This window comes from Pseudomonas sp. NPDC077186 (genome assembly GCF_044543505.1).
Classification (GTDB): Bacteria; Pseudomonadota; Gammaproteobacteria; order Pseudomonadales; family Pseudomonadaceae; genus Aquipseudomonas.
Genome location: NZ_JBITWE010000001.1, coordinates 523,660 through 538,798, shown reverse-complemented (window position 1 = coordinate 538,798; position 15,139 = coordinate 523,660). Strand labels below are relative to the sequence as shown.

Annotated in this window: 18 protein-coding genes; 12 read left to right on the top strand and 6 right to left on the bottom strand. The window is 67.1% G+C overall.

What is annotated here, in order from left to right:
- The first annotated feature begins 29 nt into the window (after positions 1–29).
- From ACIGKL_RS02515 to fhuF, 4 genes are read left to right on the top strand one after another with little or no spacing between them, the layout of a single operon-like run.
- A complete protein-coding gene (locus ACIGKL_RS02515; RefSeq protein WP_397485148.1) occupies positions 30–230 on the top strand; it encodes an MbtH family protein in 201 nt (66 codons plus the stop codon).
- Positions 231–255: 25 nt separating this feature from the next.
- Entirely contained in the window at positions 256–1,242 is a 987-nt protein-coding gene (locus ACIGKL_RS02510; RefSeq protein WP_397485147.1) for a TauD/TfdA family dioxygenase, read from the top strand.
- Complete coding sequence (locus ACIGKL_RS02505; RefSeq protein WP_397485146.1) at positions 1,239–2,240, top strand: GNAT family N-acetyltransferase; 1,002 nt, start codon at positions 1,239–1,241, stop codon at positions 2,238–2,240. The genes ACIGKL_RS02510 and ACIGKL_RS02505 overlap by 4 nt, the downstream gene beginning before the upstream one ends.
- A gap of 21 nt (positions 2,241–2,261) precedes the next feature.
- Positions 2,262–2,999, top strand: a complete 738-nt coding sequence (gene fhuF / locus ACIGKL_RS02500) for a siderophore-iron reductase FhuF (protein WP_397485145.1) — start codon at positions 2,262–2,264, stop codon at positions 2,997–2,999.
- 19 nt (positions 3,000–3,018) lie between these two features.
- Here fhuF and ACIGKL_RS02495 read toward each other — a convergent pair whose 3' ends face one another.
- Entirely contained in the window at positions 3,019–3,786 is a 768-nt protein-coding gene (locus ACIGKL_RS02495) for an ATP-binding cassette domain-containing protein (protein WP_397485144.1), read from the bottom strand.
- A gap of 143 nt (positions 3,787–3,929) precedes the next feature.
- Positions 3,930–5,156: a serine/threonine transporter SstT gene (sstT, locus tag ACIGKL_RS02490; protein WP_397485143.1), complete on the bottom strand. Its 1,227-nt coding sequence runs from the start codon at positions 5,154–5,156 to the stop codon at positions 3,930–3,932.
- Positions 5,157–5,537: 381 nt separating this feature from the next.
- Here sstT and ACIGKL_RS02485 point away from each other — a divergent pair, with 381 nt between their 5' ends.
- From ACIGKL_RS02485 to ACIGKL_RS02470, 4 genes are all read left to right on the top strand, one after another.
- A complete protein-coding gene (locus ACIGKL_RS02485) occupies positions 5,538–6,779 on the top strand; it encodes a glutamine synthetase family protein (RefSeq protein WP_397486236.1) in 1,242 nt (413 codons plus the stop codon).
- 79 nt (positions 6,780–6,858) lie between these two features.
- Entirely contained in the window at positions 6,859–8,166 is a 1,308-nt protein-coding gene (locus tag ACIGKL_RS02480; RefSeq protein ID WP_397485142.1) for an MFS transporter, read from the top strand.
- Complete coding sequence (locus ACIGKL_RS02475; RefSeq protein WP_397485141.1) at positions 8,163–8,852, top strand: TIGR04283 family arsenosugar biosynthesis glycosyltransferase; 690 nt, start codon at positions 8,163–8,165, stop codon at positions 8,850–8,852. The genes ACIGKL_RS02480 and ACIGKL_RS02475 overlap by 4 nt, the downstream gene beginning before the upstream one ends.
- Positions 8,849–9,472 carry a TIGR04282 family arsenosugar biosynthesis glycosyltransferase gene (locus ACIGKL_RS02470; RefSeq protein WP_397485140.1) on the top strand — a complete coding sequence of 208 codons (624 nt, stop codon included), beginning with the start codon at positions 8,849–8,851 and terminating at the stop codon, positions 9,470–9,472. The genes ACIGKL_RS02475 and ACIGKL_RS02470 overlap by 4 nt, the downstream gene beginning before the upstream one ends.
- Positions 9,473–9,474: 2 nt before the next feature.
- On the opposite strand, the gene ACIGKL_RS02465 is transcribed toward ACIGKL_RS02470, so the two are convergent.
- The 4 genes from ACIGKL_RS02465 to flgA form a co-directional block, all read right to left on the bottom strand.
- Positions 9,475–10,224 carry a flagellar brake protein gene (locus ACIGKL_RS02465; protein ID WP_397485139.1) on the bottom strand — a complete coding sequence of 250 codons (750 nt, stop codon included), beginning with the start codon at positions 10,222–10,224 and terminating at the stop codon, positions 9,475–9,477.
- A gap of 89 nt (positions 10,225–10,313) precedes the next feature.
- Positions 10,314–10,781: a flagella synthesis protein FlgN gene (locus ACIGKL_RS02460; RefSeq protein ID WP_397485138.1), complete on the bottom strand. Its 468-nt coding sequence runs from the start codon at positions 10,779–10,781 to the stop codon at positions 10,314–10,316.
- A 50-nt stretch (positions 10,782–10,831) separates the two neighbouring features.
- On the bottom strand, positions 10,832–11,167 hold the full coding sequence (gene flgM, locus ACIGKL_RS02455; protein WP_397485137.1) for a flagellar biosynthesis anti-sigma factor FlgM: 336 nt from the start codon (positions 11,165–11,167) through the stop codon (positions 10,832–10,834).
- Positions 11,168–11,301: 134 nt separating this feature from the next.
- On the bottom strand, positions 11,302–12,060 hold the full coding sequence (gene flgA / locus ACIGKL_RS02450) for a flagellar basal body P-ring formation chaperone FlgA (protein WP_397485136.1): 759 nt from the start codon (positions 12,058–12,060) through the stop codon (positions 11,302–11,304).
- Between the two features lie 77 nt (positions 12,061–12,137).
- On the opposite strand from flgA, the gene ACIGKL_RS02445 reads away from it, so the two are divergent.
- From ACIGKL_RS02445 to flgC, 4 genes are all read left to right on the top strand, one after another.
- Positions 12,138–13,070 carry a chemotaxis protein CheV gene (locus ACIGKL_RS02445; protein ID WP_397485135.1) on the top strand — a complete coding sequence of 311 codons (933 nt, stop codon included), beginning with the start codon at positions 12,138–12,140 and terminating at the stop codon, positions 13,068–13,070.
- Positions 13,071–13,113: 43 nt separating this feature from the next.
- The gene (cheR, locus tag ACIGKL_RS02440; protein WP_397485134.1) at positions 13,114–13,941 is read left to right on the top strand and encodes a protein-glutamate O-methyltransferase CheR; all 828 of its coding nucleotides are present in this window, start codon (positions 13,114–13,116) and stop codon (positions 13,939–13,941) included.
- Between the two features lie 323 nt (positions 13,942–14,264).
- Positions 14,265–14,672, top strand: coding sequence for a flagellar basal body rod protein FlgB (gene flgB, locus ACIGKL_RS02435; protein WP_397485133.1), 408 nt, complete (start codon positions 14,265–14,267; stop codon positions 14,670–14,672).
- A gap of 11 nt (positions 14,673–14,683) precedes the next feature.
- On the top strand, positions 14,684–15,127 hold the full coding sequence (flgC, locus tag ACIGKL_RS02430; RefSeq protein WP_397485132.1) for a flagellar basal body rod protein FlgC: 444 nt from the start codon (positions 14,684–14,686) through the stop codon (positions 15,125–15,127).
- Positions 15,128–15,139 lie beyond the last annotated feature (12 nt).

Below are 15,139 nucleotides of genomic sequence, written 5' to 3'. Positions count from 1 at the left end.
AACGCAGCCACTTTCAGTGAGGTAACCGCATGAGCTTCGACAACGAGAACGCGCGCTTTCAGGTCGTGGTCAACCAGGAGCAGCAGTACTCCATCTGGCCGGACTACAAGGCCATCCCCGAAGGCTGGACGGCCGTCGGCGTTGCCGGCGACAAGCCCACCTGCCTGGCCTACATCGAGGCGACCTGGACCGACATGCGTCCGTTGAGCCTGCGCCAGGCCATGGCGTGAACCCCGACGCACGCGGAGCAGACCGATGAACCAACCTATCGATCTGGCGCATCTGCCGTTGCGTGTCGAAGCCGGGCTGCCGCTACGGGTCAGCCCGATGCAGGCGGGGCAGACCCTGGCGCAGCACCTGCCGGCGCTGCAGCAACTGGTGCACGAGCGCCTGGAAGTGGAGGGCGGCATGCTCTTCAGCGGCTTCGCCGGTATTGACGTGGCCGCCTTCCAGGGCTTTGCCGGTGCCTTCGGCCATCCGCTGCTGAGCTACGAGTTCGGCTCCACGCCGCGCAGCAAGGTCGGCGCCGGCGGGGTCTACACCTCGACGGAGTTCCCGGCGCATCGCGCCATTCCGTTGCACAACGAGCAGGCCTACACCACCGAGTGGCCCATGCGCATCTGGTTCTACTGCGCCCAGGCCGCGGAGCAGGGCGGCGAGACGCCGATTGCCGACAGCCGCGAGGTCTACCGGCGCATCGATCCGGCGATCCGTCAGCGCTTCGCCGACCAGCAGCTGCTGTACGTGCGCAACTATGGCAACGGCCTGGATCTGCCCTGGCAGCAGGTGTTCAACACCGACGAGCGCCAGGCGGTGGAGCGCTACTGCCGCGACAAGGGCATCCAGTTCGAGTGGCTGGACGGCGACGAGCTGCGCACCCGCCAGCGCTGCCAGGGCGTTGCCCAGCACCCGCGCACCGGTGACTGGGTGTGGTTCAACCAGGCGCACCTGTTCCACCTGTCGGCGCTGGACGCCGAGACCCAGGAGATCCTCATCGACTCGGTGGGGCTCGAAGGCCTGCCGCGCAATGTCTACTACGGCGACGGCACGCCGATCGAGGCGAGCCTGCTGGACGAGGTGCGCGGCGTCCTCGACGAGTGCGCCATCCGCTTTCCCTGGCACAGCGGCGACATCCTGATGCTCGACAACATGCTCACCGCCCACGCCCGCGCGCCGTTCAAGGGGCCGCGCAAGGTGGTGGTGGCGATGGCCGAAGGGCGAACCGCGGAGGGCCGCCGATGAACCCGGACGTCACCCGCCCGCTGCCGCTGCCCGATGGCCGGGTCGTGCGCGGCGAACAACGCCAAGGCGATACCTGGCTGTGGTGCGACGGCCAGCCGCTGCTGCACCTGCGCAGCGGCGAAGACGACAGCCTGCAGCTGCTGGAGCTGGCCGCCGCGGATGGCGCCGCTGCGCTGTGGAACGCCTGCTACTGGTGCTTCGCCCACCGCCCGCAGGCCCGTCGCCTGACCTGGCGCGGCCTCGACGAGGCCGCCGTGCAGCGTTGCCAGGACTGGCTGCGGCCGGCCGCCGAGGCGGGCGTCTGGCAGGTCGAGCGCGGGGTGTTCTGGCAGTTGGCGCAGCCCTGGTTGGCGCAGCCCCAGGCGCCTTACCCGGAGCAGTTGGTGATGCGCGACGGCAAGCGCCACCCGCTGCGCCGGAGCAAGCCGCGCGGCGAGCTGTACCGGCGCTTCGATGCGCGCCTGGGGGCGTGGATATCCTTGCGCAGCCTGGATATCGACGCGGATCTGGAACGCTTCAACCGCTGGCAGAACACGCCGCGGGTTCTGCAGTTCTGGCAGGAGGGCGGCAGCCTGGAACAGCACCGCACCTACCTGCAGGGCATCGCCGCCGCCCCCCATGTGCACAGCCTGATCGGTTGCTTCGATGACCAGCCGTTCGCCTATTTCGAGCTCTACTGGGCCCGGGAGGATCGCATCGCGCCCTTCTATGCGGTGGACGACTATGACCGCGGCATCCACATGCTGGTCGGCGAGCAGGCGCACCGCGGGCCGCACAAGGTCGCCAGCTGGCTGGCCGCGCTGACCCACTACGCCTTTCTCGACGATCCGCGCACGCGCAAGGTGGTGGCCGAGCCGCGGGCCGACAACGCGAAGATGATCGGCTATATGCAGCAGCTGGGCTATTACCGGGAAAAGGACTTCGATTTCCCGCACAAGCGCGCGGCGCTGATGGCGATCGGCCGTGAGCGTTTCTTCGACGGCGGGGCGCTGTGTTGAGGGCGACGGGAAGCATGAACGGTGATTGAGGCGCTGGCGCCGCTGTTCGTCGGCGATTTCGCGGCCTATCGCGAGACGCTGGTGCTCACCGACGACCCGCGGCCGTCGGTGCCCCTGAGCGAGTTGCTGAGCCCCCAGGGCTTGCCGCAGCTGCTCGCCGGGTTCGCCGCCGAGCATGCCGGCGGCGACCCGCGGGCGCTGGTGTCGCAGTGGTCCAAGCATTATTTCGTGCGGCTGATTCCGCCGGTGGTGGCCGCCGCGCTGGTGTTGAACCGGCGCCTGCCGCTGCACATCGAGCACCTCGAGGTGGTGCTCGACGAACAACACATGCCGCAGGCGTTCAAGCTGCGCGATGCGGGCGAGCCGTTCGCCCCGGGCGACCCCTTCGAGCGCTTCGCCCACTTGCAGGACGAGCACCTGCAGCCCTTCATCCAGGCCCTGACCAGCCAGGTGAAGATCGCCCCCAAGGTGCTCTGGAGCAATGCCGGCAACTATTTCGAGTGGCTGCTGACGGTGCTGGCCAAGATCCTGCCGGCGCCGCTGCTGGCGGACGGCTTCAGCCTGCTGCAAACGGCCGTGCGCCCCGATGGGCGGCGCAACCCGCTGTATCAACCGGTGCGCTATATCGAGCTGCAAGGCGCTGCCATGCCCTGGCGGCAACGACGGGTGTGCTGCATTCGCTACCTGCTGCCCGAGCTGGAACTGTGCGAGAACTGTCCGCTGCTGGAGCGGCCGCCGCCCTTCGGCGGCGAGCTGTAGCGCCGTCCCGCCGCGCCTCTCAGTGCAGGTAGCTGATCGGCGAGCCGTCCACCGGGTTGGCCAGCACGCCCATGGGCACGCCGTAGATGCGCTCCAGGGTTTCGCCCTGCATCAGCTCGGCCGGGCTGCCCTGGGCCAGCAGGCGCCCGCTGTGCAGCGCCAGCAGGTCGTCGCAGTAGCGCGCCGCCATATTGATGTCATGCAGTACCACCAGCACGCCGAGGCCGAGCTGGCGACTGAGTTCCCTGACGCGTGAGAGGACCTCGACCTGATGGGCGATATCGAGCGCCGAGGTAGGCTCGTCGAGCAGCAGGTAGCGGGTGTTCTGCGCCAGCAGCATGGCCAGCCAGACGCGCTGGCGTTCGCCGCCGGACAGTTGATCGACCAGGCTGTCGGCGAAGGCGCTGGTGTCGGTCAGCTCCATGGCGCGGTGGATATGGTCGCGGTCCTCGGCGCCGAGGCGGCCGAGCGCACCGTGCCAGGGGTAGCGACCGAAGCCGACCAACTCGCGTACGCAGAGGCCATCGGTCGGCGGCAGCTGCTGTGGCAGGTAGGTGACCTGCTGGGCGAAGTCGCGCTGGCCCCAGGCGGAAAGCCGCTGGCCGTTGAAACGGATCGTTCCGCTGCTGGGCTGCTGTTGGCGGGCGAGCAGCTTGATCAGGGTGGACTTGCCCGAGCCGTTGTGACCGATCAGCCCGACCACGCGCCCGGGGGCAATGTTCAGGCTCAGGGGGTGCAGCAGGGTGCGTCCAGGAATGCTGAAGCTGACGCTTTCCAGTTCGAACATGGGCCATCCGCCGGGTAGCTTGGATAAGGCGGCCAATCTAATTCAAACGCTAATCGTTATCAATTTATCCTGCCGCGCGAGCGCTGCTGCCCACGCAGCAAAAGGCCCACGCTCGGTGGGCCTCTGGGTGCAGCTCGGGCGGCCTATCGGCTATCGCGATCTTCCTGCGCCAGGCACGCGGCGGCGGTGAACAGCACGTCGGTGGAGGAGTTCAGCGCGGTTTCCGCCGAGTCTTGGACGATGCCGATGATGAAGCCGATGGCCACTACCTGCATCGCCACCTCGTTGGGGATACCGAACAGGCTGCAGGCCAGCGGGATCAGCAGCAGCGAGCCGCCGGCCACGCCCGAGGCGCCGCAGGCGCTGATCGAAGCCAGTACGCTGAGCAGCAGGGCGGTCGGCAGGTCGACGGCGATGCCCAGGGTATGCACGGCGGCCATGGTCAGCACGGTGATGGTGATCGCCGCGCCGGCCATGTTGATGGTGGCGCCCAGCGGGATGGAGACCGAGTAGGTTTCCTCGTGCAGGCCCAGGCGCTGGCACAGCTGCAGGTTGACCGGGATGTTGGCCGCCGAGCTGCGGGTGAAGAAGGCGGTCAGGCCGCTTTCGCGCAGGCAGGTCAGCACCAGCGGGTAGGGATTGCGGCGGATCTTCCAGTACACCAGCGCCGGGTTGACCAGCAGCGCCACCAGCAGCATGCAGCCGACCAGCACCAGCAGCAGGTGCAGGTAGCCGAGCAGGGCGTCGAAGCCGGACTCGGCCAGGGTCGCGGCGACCAGGCCGAAGATGCCCAGCGGCGCCAGGCGGATCACCAGCTTGACGATGGCGGTGACGCCATCGGACAGATCACCCAGCAGCTGCTTGCTGCCGGCGCTGGCATGGCGGAAGGCGAAGCCGAGGCCGATGGCCCAGGCCAGGATGCCGATAAAGTTGCCGCGCAGTACGGCATTGACCGGGTTGTCGACCACGTTCAGCAGCAGGGTCTTGAGCACTTCGCCGATGCCGCCGGGGGGCGTCAGTTCGGCGGCCTGGCTGCTCAGCACCAGCGCCGAGGGGAAGGCGAAGCTGGCCACCACCGCCACCAGCGCGGCGCTGAAGGTGCCGATCAGGTACATCAGCAGGATCGGGCGGATATGGGTCTGCTGGCCGTGCTGGTGGTTGGCGATGGACGACATCACCAGGATGAACACCAGTACCGGCGCCACCGCTTTCAGCGCCGAGACGAACACGTTGCCGACGAAGCCGACGGACAGCGCCGCCTGCGGGGCGATCAGGGCGAGGACGATACCGGCCAGCAGGCCGATGAAAATTTGCATCACCAGGCTGGTGCGGTTGAGCAGCTGCAGGGCAGGGTGGAGGGCTTCGGACATCGCAGGAGTCTCTGGTTGCTGGGCCGCGCGCGCAAGCGGCGCTGGGCCCCGGGCGACAGGGCTTCCGGCCGGGCGCGAGGGGCTCGGCGGAAAAAATAGCGCGCGACTCTAGCACAGTCGCCGCGGGCGTCGACCGCGCCGGGGCGATCAGGACGACAGGGTGCAAGCCGGTGTCGCATCTCGGTAAGCGGCGAGTGCTTGAAATATCGAACATCCGCTGCGTATTTTGTCCCTCTCGCCGTCGGCCGACGGTATTCGAGCACACAAGGACAACCACAGATGAGCACTGCCAGCCGCCCTGCACTGGAAACCCTCCTGCGCGGCATCGACGAAATCGAATGCGTGACCCCGGACCTCAACGGCGTGCCGCGCGGCAAGGTGATGACCGCCGCCGGCTTCCTCGAAGGGCGGCGGCTGCAACTGGCCCGCGGCGTGCTGCTGCAGTGCATCATGGGCGGCTATCCGCCGGCGCGTTTCTACGGCGGCGACGACGGCGACCTGGCGCTCAACGCCGTGCCGACGCAGATCCACCGCCTGCCCTGGAGCGAGCCGCCGCGCGCGCTGGCCATCTGCGACGCCGACGAGCTGGACGGACGCAGCAGTGGCCTGTCCACCCGCGGCCTGCTCAAGCGCGTGCTGGCGCGCTACGCCGAGCATGGCTGGCAGCCGGTGGTGGCCACCGAGCTGGAGTTCTTCGTGTTCGCCGCCAATGCCGATCCGCTGCAGCCGTTCCAGCCGCCGCTCGGCCTGGACGGTCGCCGCGAGAATGGCGGTGCGGCGTTCAGCGTCAGCTCCGGCAACGGCCTGCGCCCCTTCTTCGCCGAGGTCTACCGCTGCATGGCGGCGCTCGGCCTGCCGCGCGACACCTTCATGCACGAGATGGGCGTCAGCCAGTTCGAGATCAACCTGCTGCACGGCGATGCGCTGTTGCTGGCCGACCAGACCCTGCTGTTCAAGCACCTGCTCAAGGAGGTCGGGCTCAAGCACGGGTTGTCGGTGGTGTGCATGGCCAAGCCGCTGGCACATACCCCGGGCAGCTCGATGCATATCCACCAGAGCGTGGTGGAGCAGGGCAGCGGGCGCAATCTCTTCAGCAGTGAAAGCGGCGAGGCGACGGCGGCCTTTTATCACTTCATCGGCGGTCAGCAGGCGGCGCTGGCCGATTTCACCCTGCTGTTCGCCCCCCATGTGAACTCCTACCAGCGCCTGTGCCATCCCTACGCCTCGCCGAACAACGCCTGCTGGTCGGCGGACAACCGCGCCGCCGGCCTGCGCATCCCGGCCAGTGCGCCTGCGGCGCGGCGGGTGGAGAACCGCCTGCCGGGCGCCGACGCCAACCCCTATCTGGCCCTGGCCGCCAGCCTGGCCGCCGGGCTGCACGGCCTGGAGCGCGAGCTGCAGCCGAGCGCGCCGATCCAGGGCGAGTTCGAGGTGCCCGACGAATTGGCGCTACCCTGTACCATGCACGCCGCCATCGAGCGTCTGAAACGCAGCGAGTTGGCGGTCGAGTCGTTCGGTGCGGAATTCATCGAAGGCTACATCGCCAGCAAGACCCTGGAGCTGACCAGCTTCTACGATGAAATCACCCCCTGGGAGCGACGCGTGCTGGCCGCGCAGGCCTGACCGGCCGCCGCTCCCGATGTATTCGCGCAGCACCGCGCGCCCAGCCGGGCGCGCCCCGCACAAGGAGCCGTAGCCGTTCATGCGCCCGATCTGGAAGTCCTTCCGTTCGCTGTACTTCGCCACCTTGCTGATGCTGCTCGGCTCCGGCCTGCTCAGCACCTACCTGGCCCTGCGTCTGGCCGAGACGGTGGACGGCCTGTGGGTCGGCGCGCTGATGGCGGCCAACTATTTCGGCCTGGTGCTCGGCGGCAAGCTGGGCCACCGGCTGATCGCCCGGGTCGGGCATATCCGCGCCTACGTCGCCTGCGCCGGGGTGGTCACCGCCGCGGCGCTCGGCCATGGCCTGGTGGAGTGGCTGCCGTTCTGGCTGCTGCTGCGCATGCTGGTGGGCCTGGGCATGATGTGCCAGTACATGGTGATCGAGAGCTGGCTCAACGAGCAGGCCGAAGCCAAGCAGCGCGGTCTGGTGTTCAGCGGCTATATGGCGGCCTGCTACCTGGGGCTGATCCTCGGCCAGCTGGTGCTGGTGATGCACCCGACCCTGGGCCCGGAACTGTTGATGCTGGTGGCGCTGTGCTTCGCCCTGTGCCTGGTGCCGGTGGCGCTGACCCGACGCCTGCACCCGGCACCGCTGCATCCGGCGCCGCTGGAGCTGCGTTTCTTCCTCGACCGGGTACCGCTGTCGTTGACCACGGTGGTGGTGGCCGGCCTGCTGATCGGCGCCTTCTACGGCCTGGCGCCGCTCTATGCCACGCGCATGGGCCTGAGCACCGAACAGGTAGGCCTGTTCATGGGCTGCTGCATCCTCGCCGGCCTGCTGGTGCAGTGGCCGCTGGGTTGGCTGTCGGACCGGCGCGACCGGGTGCTGCTGATCCGCGGGTGTGCCGTGCTGTTGCTGCTGGCCGCGCTGCCGCTGGCACTGCTGCAGCAGGTCGCGCTGCTGCCGTTGATCGGCATCGGCTTCGTGGTCAGCCTGATGCTGTTCAGCCTCTATCCGCTGGCGGTGGCGCTGGCCAACGACCACGTCGAGCCGGAGCGGCGGGTGTCGCTGACCGCCATGCTGCTGGTGACCTTCGGCGTCGGCGCCTGCGTCGGCCCGCTGCTGGCCGGGGTGCTGATGCGCTTCTACGGCGCCCATATGCTCTACCTGTTCGTCTGTGCCTGTGCGCTGATCCTGGTCTGGCGCATCCGTCCCGAAAAGGTCACCCATCTACACCAGGTCGAGGACGCGCCGCTGCATCACCTGGGTAGCCCGGCCAACGTGGCCGGCTCGCCACTGATGGCGGCGCTCGATCCGCGGGTCGACGAGCAGACCGTGCAGGAGCAGATGCAGGACCCCGTCGAGGCGCCAGAGGAGACGGCGGACGCGCCACGGGCGACGCCATGAGCCGCCTCAGCGTCGTCATCCCGGCGCTGGACGAGGCCGCGGCGCTGCCGGCATTGCTCGAGGATCTGCGCGCGCTGCGCAGTGCCGGCGCCGAACTGATCCTGGTCGACGGAGGCAGCCGCGACGGCACGCCGCAATTGGCCGCCGCGCGGGTCGACCGCCTGCTGCACAGCCCGCCCGGTCGGGCGCGGCAGATGAACGCCGGCGCGGCGCAGGCCGGCGGCGACTACCTGTGGTTCCTGCATGCCGACACCCGGCTGAGCCCGGCGTGCCTGGCCGCGTTGCAGCGGGCGCTGGGCGATGAACCGGACTGGGGACGTTTCGATCTACGCCTGTCGGGCGCTGGCCCATCGCTATGGTTGATCGGCCAGATGATCAACCTGCGTTCGCGCCTGACCGGCATCGCCAGCGGCGATCAGGGCATCTTCGTGCGCCGCGAGCTGTTCGAGTCGCTCGGCGGCTATGCCGACATGCCGCTGATGGAAGACCTCGAGCTGTGCCGGCGGCTCAGGCGCGTGGCCCGGCCGCGCTGCCTGCGCCCGCCGCTCTCGACGTCGAGCCGGCGTTGGGAGCAACATGGAACCTGGCGCACGGTCTGGTTGATGTGGCGTCTGCGCCTGGCCTACTACCGCGGGGTCAGCCCGGAACTGTTGGCTGGCCGTTACCGAGGAGGAGCACGACGATGACCACGCTGTCACTCCACCTGTTGGCGCGCGCGCCCGTTCCGGGGCGAGTGAAGACGCGCCTGATTCCGACTTTGGGCGAGGAGGGCGCCAGCCGCCTGCAGCGAGCGTTGCTGGAACAGACCCTGGCCCTGCCGCCGCTGGCCTTCGAGCAGCGCTTCCTGTGGCTGGACGGCGACGCCGACCGACCCTTGCAGCGGCTGGCCGAGGGACAGGACTGGGTGGTGGTGGAGCAGCCGGCCGGCGATCTCGGCGAACGCATGCGGCGTATCGCGGCGCTCGGCCTGGCCGAGCACGACGGCGTGGTGCTGATCGGCAACGACTGCCCGGCGCTCGATGGCACCTACCTGCAGCAGGCCTGTGCGGCCCTGGACGAGCACCGTGCGGTGCTCGGCCCGGCGGAGGACGGCGGCTACGTGCTGCTGGGCCTGCGCAGCCTCGATCACAGCCTGTTCGAGAACATGCCCTGGGGCGGCGATCAGGTGCTGGCGCGCACCCGCGAGTGCCTGCAGCGCCTGGCCTGGCCGCATCTGTTGTTGCCGACGCTATGGGACGTGGACCGGCCGCAGGATCTGGCGCGCCTGGCGGAACTGGATCAGCGTTGGCGCAACCTGGTGCACTGACCTTAGAACAGGCCGTCGCTCTCGGTGCGCCGCGCTTCGCGCTGCAACTGGTAGACGAAACGCTCGACCTGGCGCTGCTCCAGGCCGCTCATGCGGTAGAAGCGGGTGCCGACGAAGGTCATGTCGACCTTTTCCTCGTACTGCACGTGGCGCAGCTCCACTGCACAGGTCATGGCGCCGAACGGCAGCTGGGCAGTGAGGCGCTCGTGCACCTGGCCGTTGTGCAGCTGCTGGCTGAGGTCGCCGGCAAAACGCAGCTTGCAACCGGTGGCGGAGATGTCCAGCAACTGGCCGGGCAGCGGTTCGCGTAGTTTGTCGCCAGCCAGCACCACCTTGATCAGGTCGCTCTGTTTGAGCGGCGCGCGGTAGGCGCTGCGGCGCTGGTGGTAGATCACCTCCTGCGGCAGCGGCGCCCAGTAGCAGGGCGCCCCCTCGAACTCGCCGAGTTGCACGTCGTGCTCGCAGCTCCAGGCCACGCGCACGCCCTCGCGGTAGGCTTCGACGCTGAAGGCTTCGCCCTGCTTGAGGAAGCGCTCGCCATCGTTGGGAATGATTTCGTCCAGCGCCACGCGGTTGCGCTCGCGGTCGATTTCCACCAGGTAGCTCTGGAAGCGCTGGCTGCGATCCTTGAACTGGATCACCAGCGGGTCGTGGTTCTGTTGCAGTTGGCGCAGGGTGGCAATGATTTCCACGGGTGCCTTGAGCACCTTGGGCGGCTGAGGACCATTTTCCTCGTTGAACGCGCTGGACACAGTTCGGAACTCTCCGAGTCATCGACTACAACGGCACTAGAATACTGGCAGAGTGCCTGCATGTCCCTGTGCTTTTTCTTGTGGGGGGCTCAGGCCTGGCTGAGCGGCCTTTGCTGGGCGATTCTAGCCGCACTGCCACGGCTGTCATAGAGCCCCGGCGTCTCGCCGCCGCGGAGGATGCCGAGGATGCTGCCGACCGAAGCCTGGTTGGCGCGGATCAGCCGGCCGTTGCGCAGGTTGGCCTCCTGGCAGCGCTGCAGCAGGGTGGACAGGGCCTCGCTGCGTGCCAGCAACTGTTCGCCCAGCGCGGAACCCGCCGCCAGTGCGGTCAGGCCATCGCGGTCGGCGCTAAGGCCGGCGGCCAGGAGCAGGCGACTGCGCTCGCCGCCGTGCTGCTGGAGCAGGGCGAGCAGCGGTTGTTTGTCGCTGAGCAGGCTGTCCAGGCGCGACAGGTCGCGCTCGGTCAGGGCCTGGAATTCGGCATCGATCAGCTCAAGCAGTTGCTCGGCGGTGCCGATATCGGTAGTGAACAGGTCAAGCAGGGCAGTGTCGTGCATGGCGGGCTCTTGGGGGTCGGGCGTCCAACACCCCCAGCGCAGCCCTGGGACTAGCGCTGGGATTCGAAGTTGAGCAGTTTTTCGGCGACGCGCTGGCTGTCGACCTGGTAGCTGCCGTCGGCAATCGCCTGTTTCAGCTGGGCCACGCGCTCCTTGTTGACGATCGGCTGGTCGCGCAGCTTCTCGCCGATCTTCTGCAGCTGTTGTGCCTCGCGGCTCAGCTGTACCGGCTCGCCAGTCTTGGCGCTGTTCTGCTCATCGCCGCCGACGACCGGCGCCTGAGACGGCGCTGCCGGCTCGTTGCGATTGCCAGCCTGAGTCGCGCCGGTACGCCCCGCGTTGGCGGGCGTATTGGCATTGTTCAGCCGGTTGAAGTCGATGACCATGATGCAGAACCTCGGACGATATGGTGGACGCTTGCCAAGCTTTCGGCCGCTGCCGGTAAAACTTTAGGGCTATTTTCGCTGCGTCGTTGAACAGTGTAGGAAATCGCCTGGCCGTTGCGCTACAAGAAACATGCCTACATGGCCACTTGCACTTGTCCGGGCCCGATCACGCGGGCGCGCACTACCCGTTGCGAGCGCAGGTTGCGGACGTTGATCTGCTGGCCGGGGGCGCCGTCGCTGAGGGCTTCGCCGGGCATGCGCACGTTGATCGTGCCGCTGCTGGCGCTGATCACCACCTGATCGCCACGACGGATCACCTCGGCCACCTGCAGGTGGCTCGGCGCCAGGACCTGGTTGCTGCCCAGCTGGCGCGTCAATTTCTTGCCGATCGCCTGGGCCGGGTCGGTCAGGTAGCCCTGGCGGAGCTGGCCGACGTCACGCTCGACCAGGCTCAGGTCGGCGGCGCCGAGCACGCTCATGCGCTTGAGCGGGCGGGTCAGCACCGCCACCTGGCGAAACAGGCGCACCTCGGCCGGCACGAACACGGTCCAGGGCGCGCTGCCTTCGCAGCGTATCCGCGTGGTGACGCGACCAAGGGGTTGTGCCGGGCTCTCGAGTTGCGTAGTCAAAGGCTGGTCGCACAGCGGCAGGCGCAACCTCGGGTCGAGTCGATTGACCTGGATCTCGTGGCGGCCCTGGATTTCGCTACGCTGTAAATACTCGACCACCGCCTGCTCAAGAAAGGCCTCGGTGGCGCCGATAAGCTGGTCGGTACTGGTGAAGGCCGCCGCAGCGCCGGCGCTGTAGCCGAGCGCCGGCAAAGCGAGTAAAACGGGCAGGGCGCCCAGGCACTTTGCCAGTAGCTGACGGAATGATGACGTTCTTGGCTTCATGACCAATGCAAAGCAAGCCCCGTGCCGCCTGCTAGGCTGCAAGGGGTTGGCGTTACTAGACGAGAAGGAGTCCGGGCATGGCCGGGTTGATGGATTCGGTTAACCAGCGCACCCAGCTGGTAGGGCAGAACCGCTTGGAGTTGCTGCTGTTCCGCCTGGAAGGCCCGCAGTTGTATGGCATCAACGTGTTCAAGGTGAAGGAGGTGCTGCAGTGCCCCAACCTCACCATCATGCCCAAGTCCAGCCCGGTGGTACGCGGGGTGGCCAATATCCGCGGCGGCACCATCCCGATTCTCGACCTGTCCATCGCCACCGGGCGGGCGGCGCTGGAAGACCTCAAGACCAGCTTCGTGATCATCACCGAGTACAACACCAAGGTGCAGGGCTTCCTGGTGCGCTCGGTGGAGCGCATCGTCAACATGAACTGGGAGGAGATCCATCCGCCACCCAAGGGCGCCGGGCGCGACCACTACCTGACCGCGGTGACCCGTCTCGACCAGCAACTGGTGGAGATCATCGACGTGGAGAAGATTCTCGCCGAGGTGGCGCCTACCTCCGAGGCGATCTCCGCCGGGGTGATCGACGAGCAGGTGCAGAGCAGCGCGGTGACCAAGCACGTACTGATCGTCGACGACTCCTCGGTGGCGCGCAAACAGGTGTCGCGTTGCCTGCAGACCGTGGGCGTGGAGGTCACCGCGCTGAACGACGGCCGCGAGGCACTCAATTACCTCAAACGGATGGCCGACGAGGGCCGGCGCCCCGACGAGGAGCTGCTGATGCTGATTTCCGACATCGAGATGCCGGAGATGGACGGCTATACCTTGACCACCGAGATTCGCAGCGATCCGCGCATGCAGAAGCTGCATATCCTCCTGCATACTTCGCTGTCCGGGGTGTTCAACCAGGCGATGGTGAAGAAGGTCGGCGCGGACGATTTCCTCGCCAAGTTCAAGCCGGACGACCTGGCCTCGAGGGTGGTCGAGCGGATTCGCGTGGCGGATGGGGGCTGAGGGGCGACCTTTGGCGAATGTTATGGTCGGTGAGGCGGCACTAGTGTCTTCAGGTAATTTGGATTTCGAGCAGTTCCGGACTTTCCTGGAAAAGGCCTGCGGTATTCTGCTGGGCAGCAACAAGCAGTACCTGGTCTCCAGCCGTCTGAACAAGCTGATGGAACAGAACGGCATCAAGACCCTGGGCGAGCTGGTGCAGCGCATGCAGAGCCAGCCGCGCAGCGGCCTGCGCGAGCAGGTGGTCGATGCCATGACCACCAACGAAACCCTGTGGTTTCGCGATACCTACCCCTTCGAGGTGCTGAAGAACCGGGTGCTGCCGGAGTTGATCAAGGCCTATCCGGCGCAGCGCCTGCGCATCTGGTCGGCGGCCTGTTCGTCCGGGCAGGAGCCCTATTCGCTGTCGATGTCGATCGACGAGTTCGAGCGGACCAATATCGGCCAGCTCAAGGGCGGGGTGCAGATCGTCGCCACCGACCTGTCGCCGTCGATGCTGGCCAACTGCAAGTCCGGCGAGTACGACAGCCTGGCCATGGGGCGCGGCCTGGCGCAGGAGCGCCTGCAGCGTTATTTCGATCCCAAGGGGCCGGGCCGCTGGCAGGTCAAGGCGCCGATCAAGAACCGCGTCGAGTTCCGCCCGCTCAATCTGCTCGACAGCTATGCGGCGCTGGGCAAGTTCGACATCGTGTTCTGCCGCAACGTGCTGATCTACTTCTCCGCCGAGGTGAAGAAGGACATCCTCACGCGCATCCATGCCAGCCTCAAGCCGGGCGGTTACCTGTTCCTCGGTGCGTCCGAGGCACTCAACGGCCTGCCCGAGAAGTACCAGATGGTGCAGTGCAGTCCGGGCATCATCTACAAGGCGAAATAGCCGCGCAGATGCCGCGTAACGACAAACGGGAGGCCAAGGGTCTCCCGTTTTCGTTTGGGTTGCGCCATCCGGCGCGCATCCATGGTGATGCAATGTCCGCTGGTGCGCGCGTCGCACCTTACGACAATGGGCTGCGGCGGTGGCGGCAAGGCGGCGTTGCCGCTTGCTTGCCCATGGGCGGTAAGGGCTTGCCGCTTTGCCGCTGGCCTTGTCTCATTTCTTATATAAACAACTGATTTATAAGTGATTTTTTAGTTGGCACAAGCTTTGCTGAATATCTGGCAGGAAAGACCAGACTGCCCCAGCGGCAAAGGTTGCAGAACATGAGCATCAATTTCGGCAAGGCCCTCGGTATCCACGAACAGGCACTCGGCTTCCGCGCCCAGCGCGCCGAGGTGTTGGCCAACAATATCGCCAACGCCGATACCCCCAACTACAAGGCGCGCGACCTCGACTTCGCCAGCGTGCTGGCCGCGCAGAGCGCCAAGCAGCAGCGCGGCAACGTCGCCCTGGCGCGCACCGACGGCCGTCATATCGGCGCCGAGGGCATCGCCACCGGCCAGGCCGAGCTGGCCTACCGCACGCCGCTGCATGCCTCGCTGGACCAGAACAGCGTCGACCTGCAGATGGAGCAGTCGAACTACGCCGAGAACTCGGTGCACTTCCAGGCCAGCTTCACCTTCCTCAACAGCAAGTTCAAAGGGCTGACCAGCGCCCTGCGCGGCGAATAAGGAGCGCGACCATGTCCCTTGCCAGTGTCTTCAATATCGCCGGAACCGGCATGAGCGCGCAGAGCACGCGCCTCAATACCATCTCCAGCAACATCGCCAACGCCGAGACGGTGTCCTCGAGCATCGAGCAGACCTACCGCGCCCGCCATCCGGTGTTCGCCACCGTGTTCCAGCAGGCCCAGGGCGGCGACCGCGGCTCGCTGTTCGCCGAGCAGGACGAGGCCGGCCGCGGCGTGCAGGTGCTCGGCGTGGTCGAGGACCAGAGCAGCCTGATGCCGCGCTACGAGCCGGATCACCCGGCGGCGGACGCCGGCGGCTACGTGTACTACCCCAACGTCAACGTGGTCGAAGAGATGGCCGACATGATTTCCGCCAGTCGCGCCTTCCAGACCAACGTGGAAATGATGAATACCGCCAAACAGATGCTGCAGCGCGTGCTGACCCTGGGTCAGTAAGTCAGCGAAAGG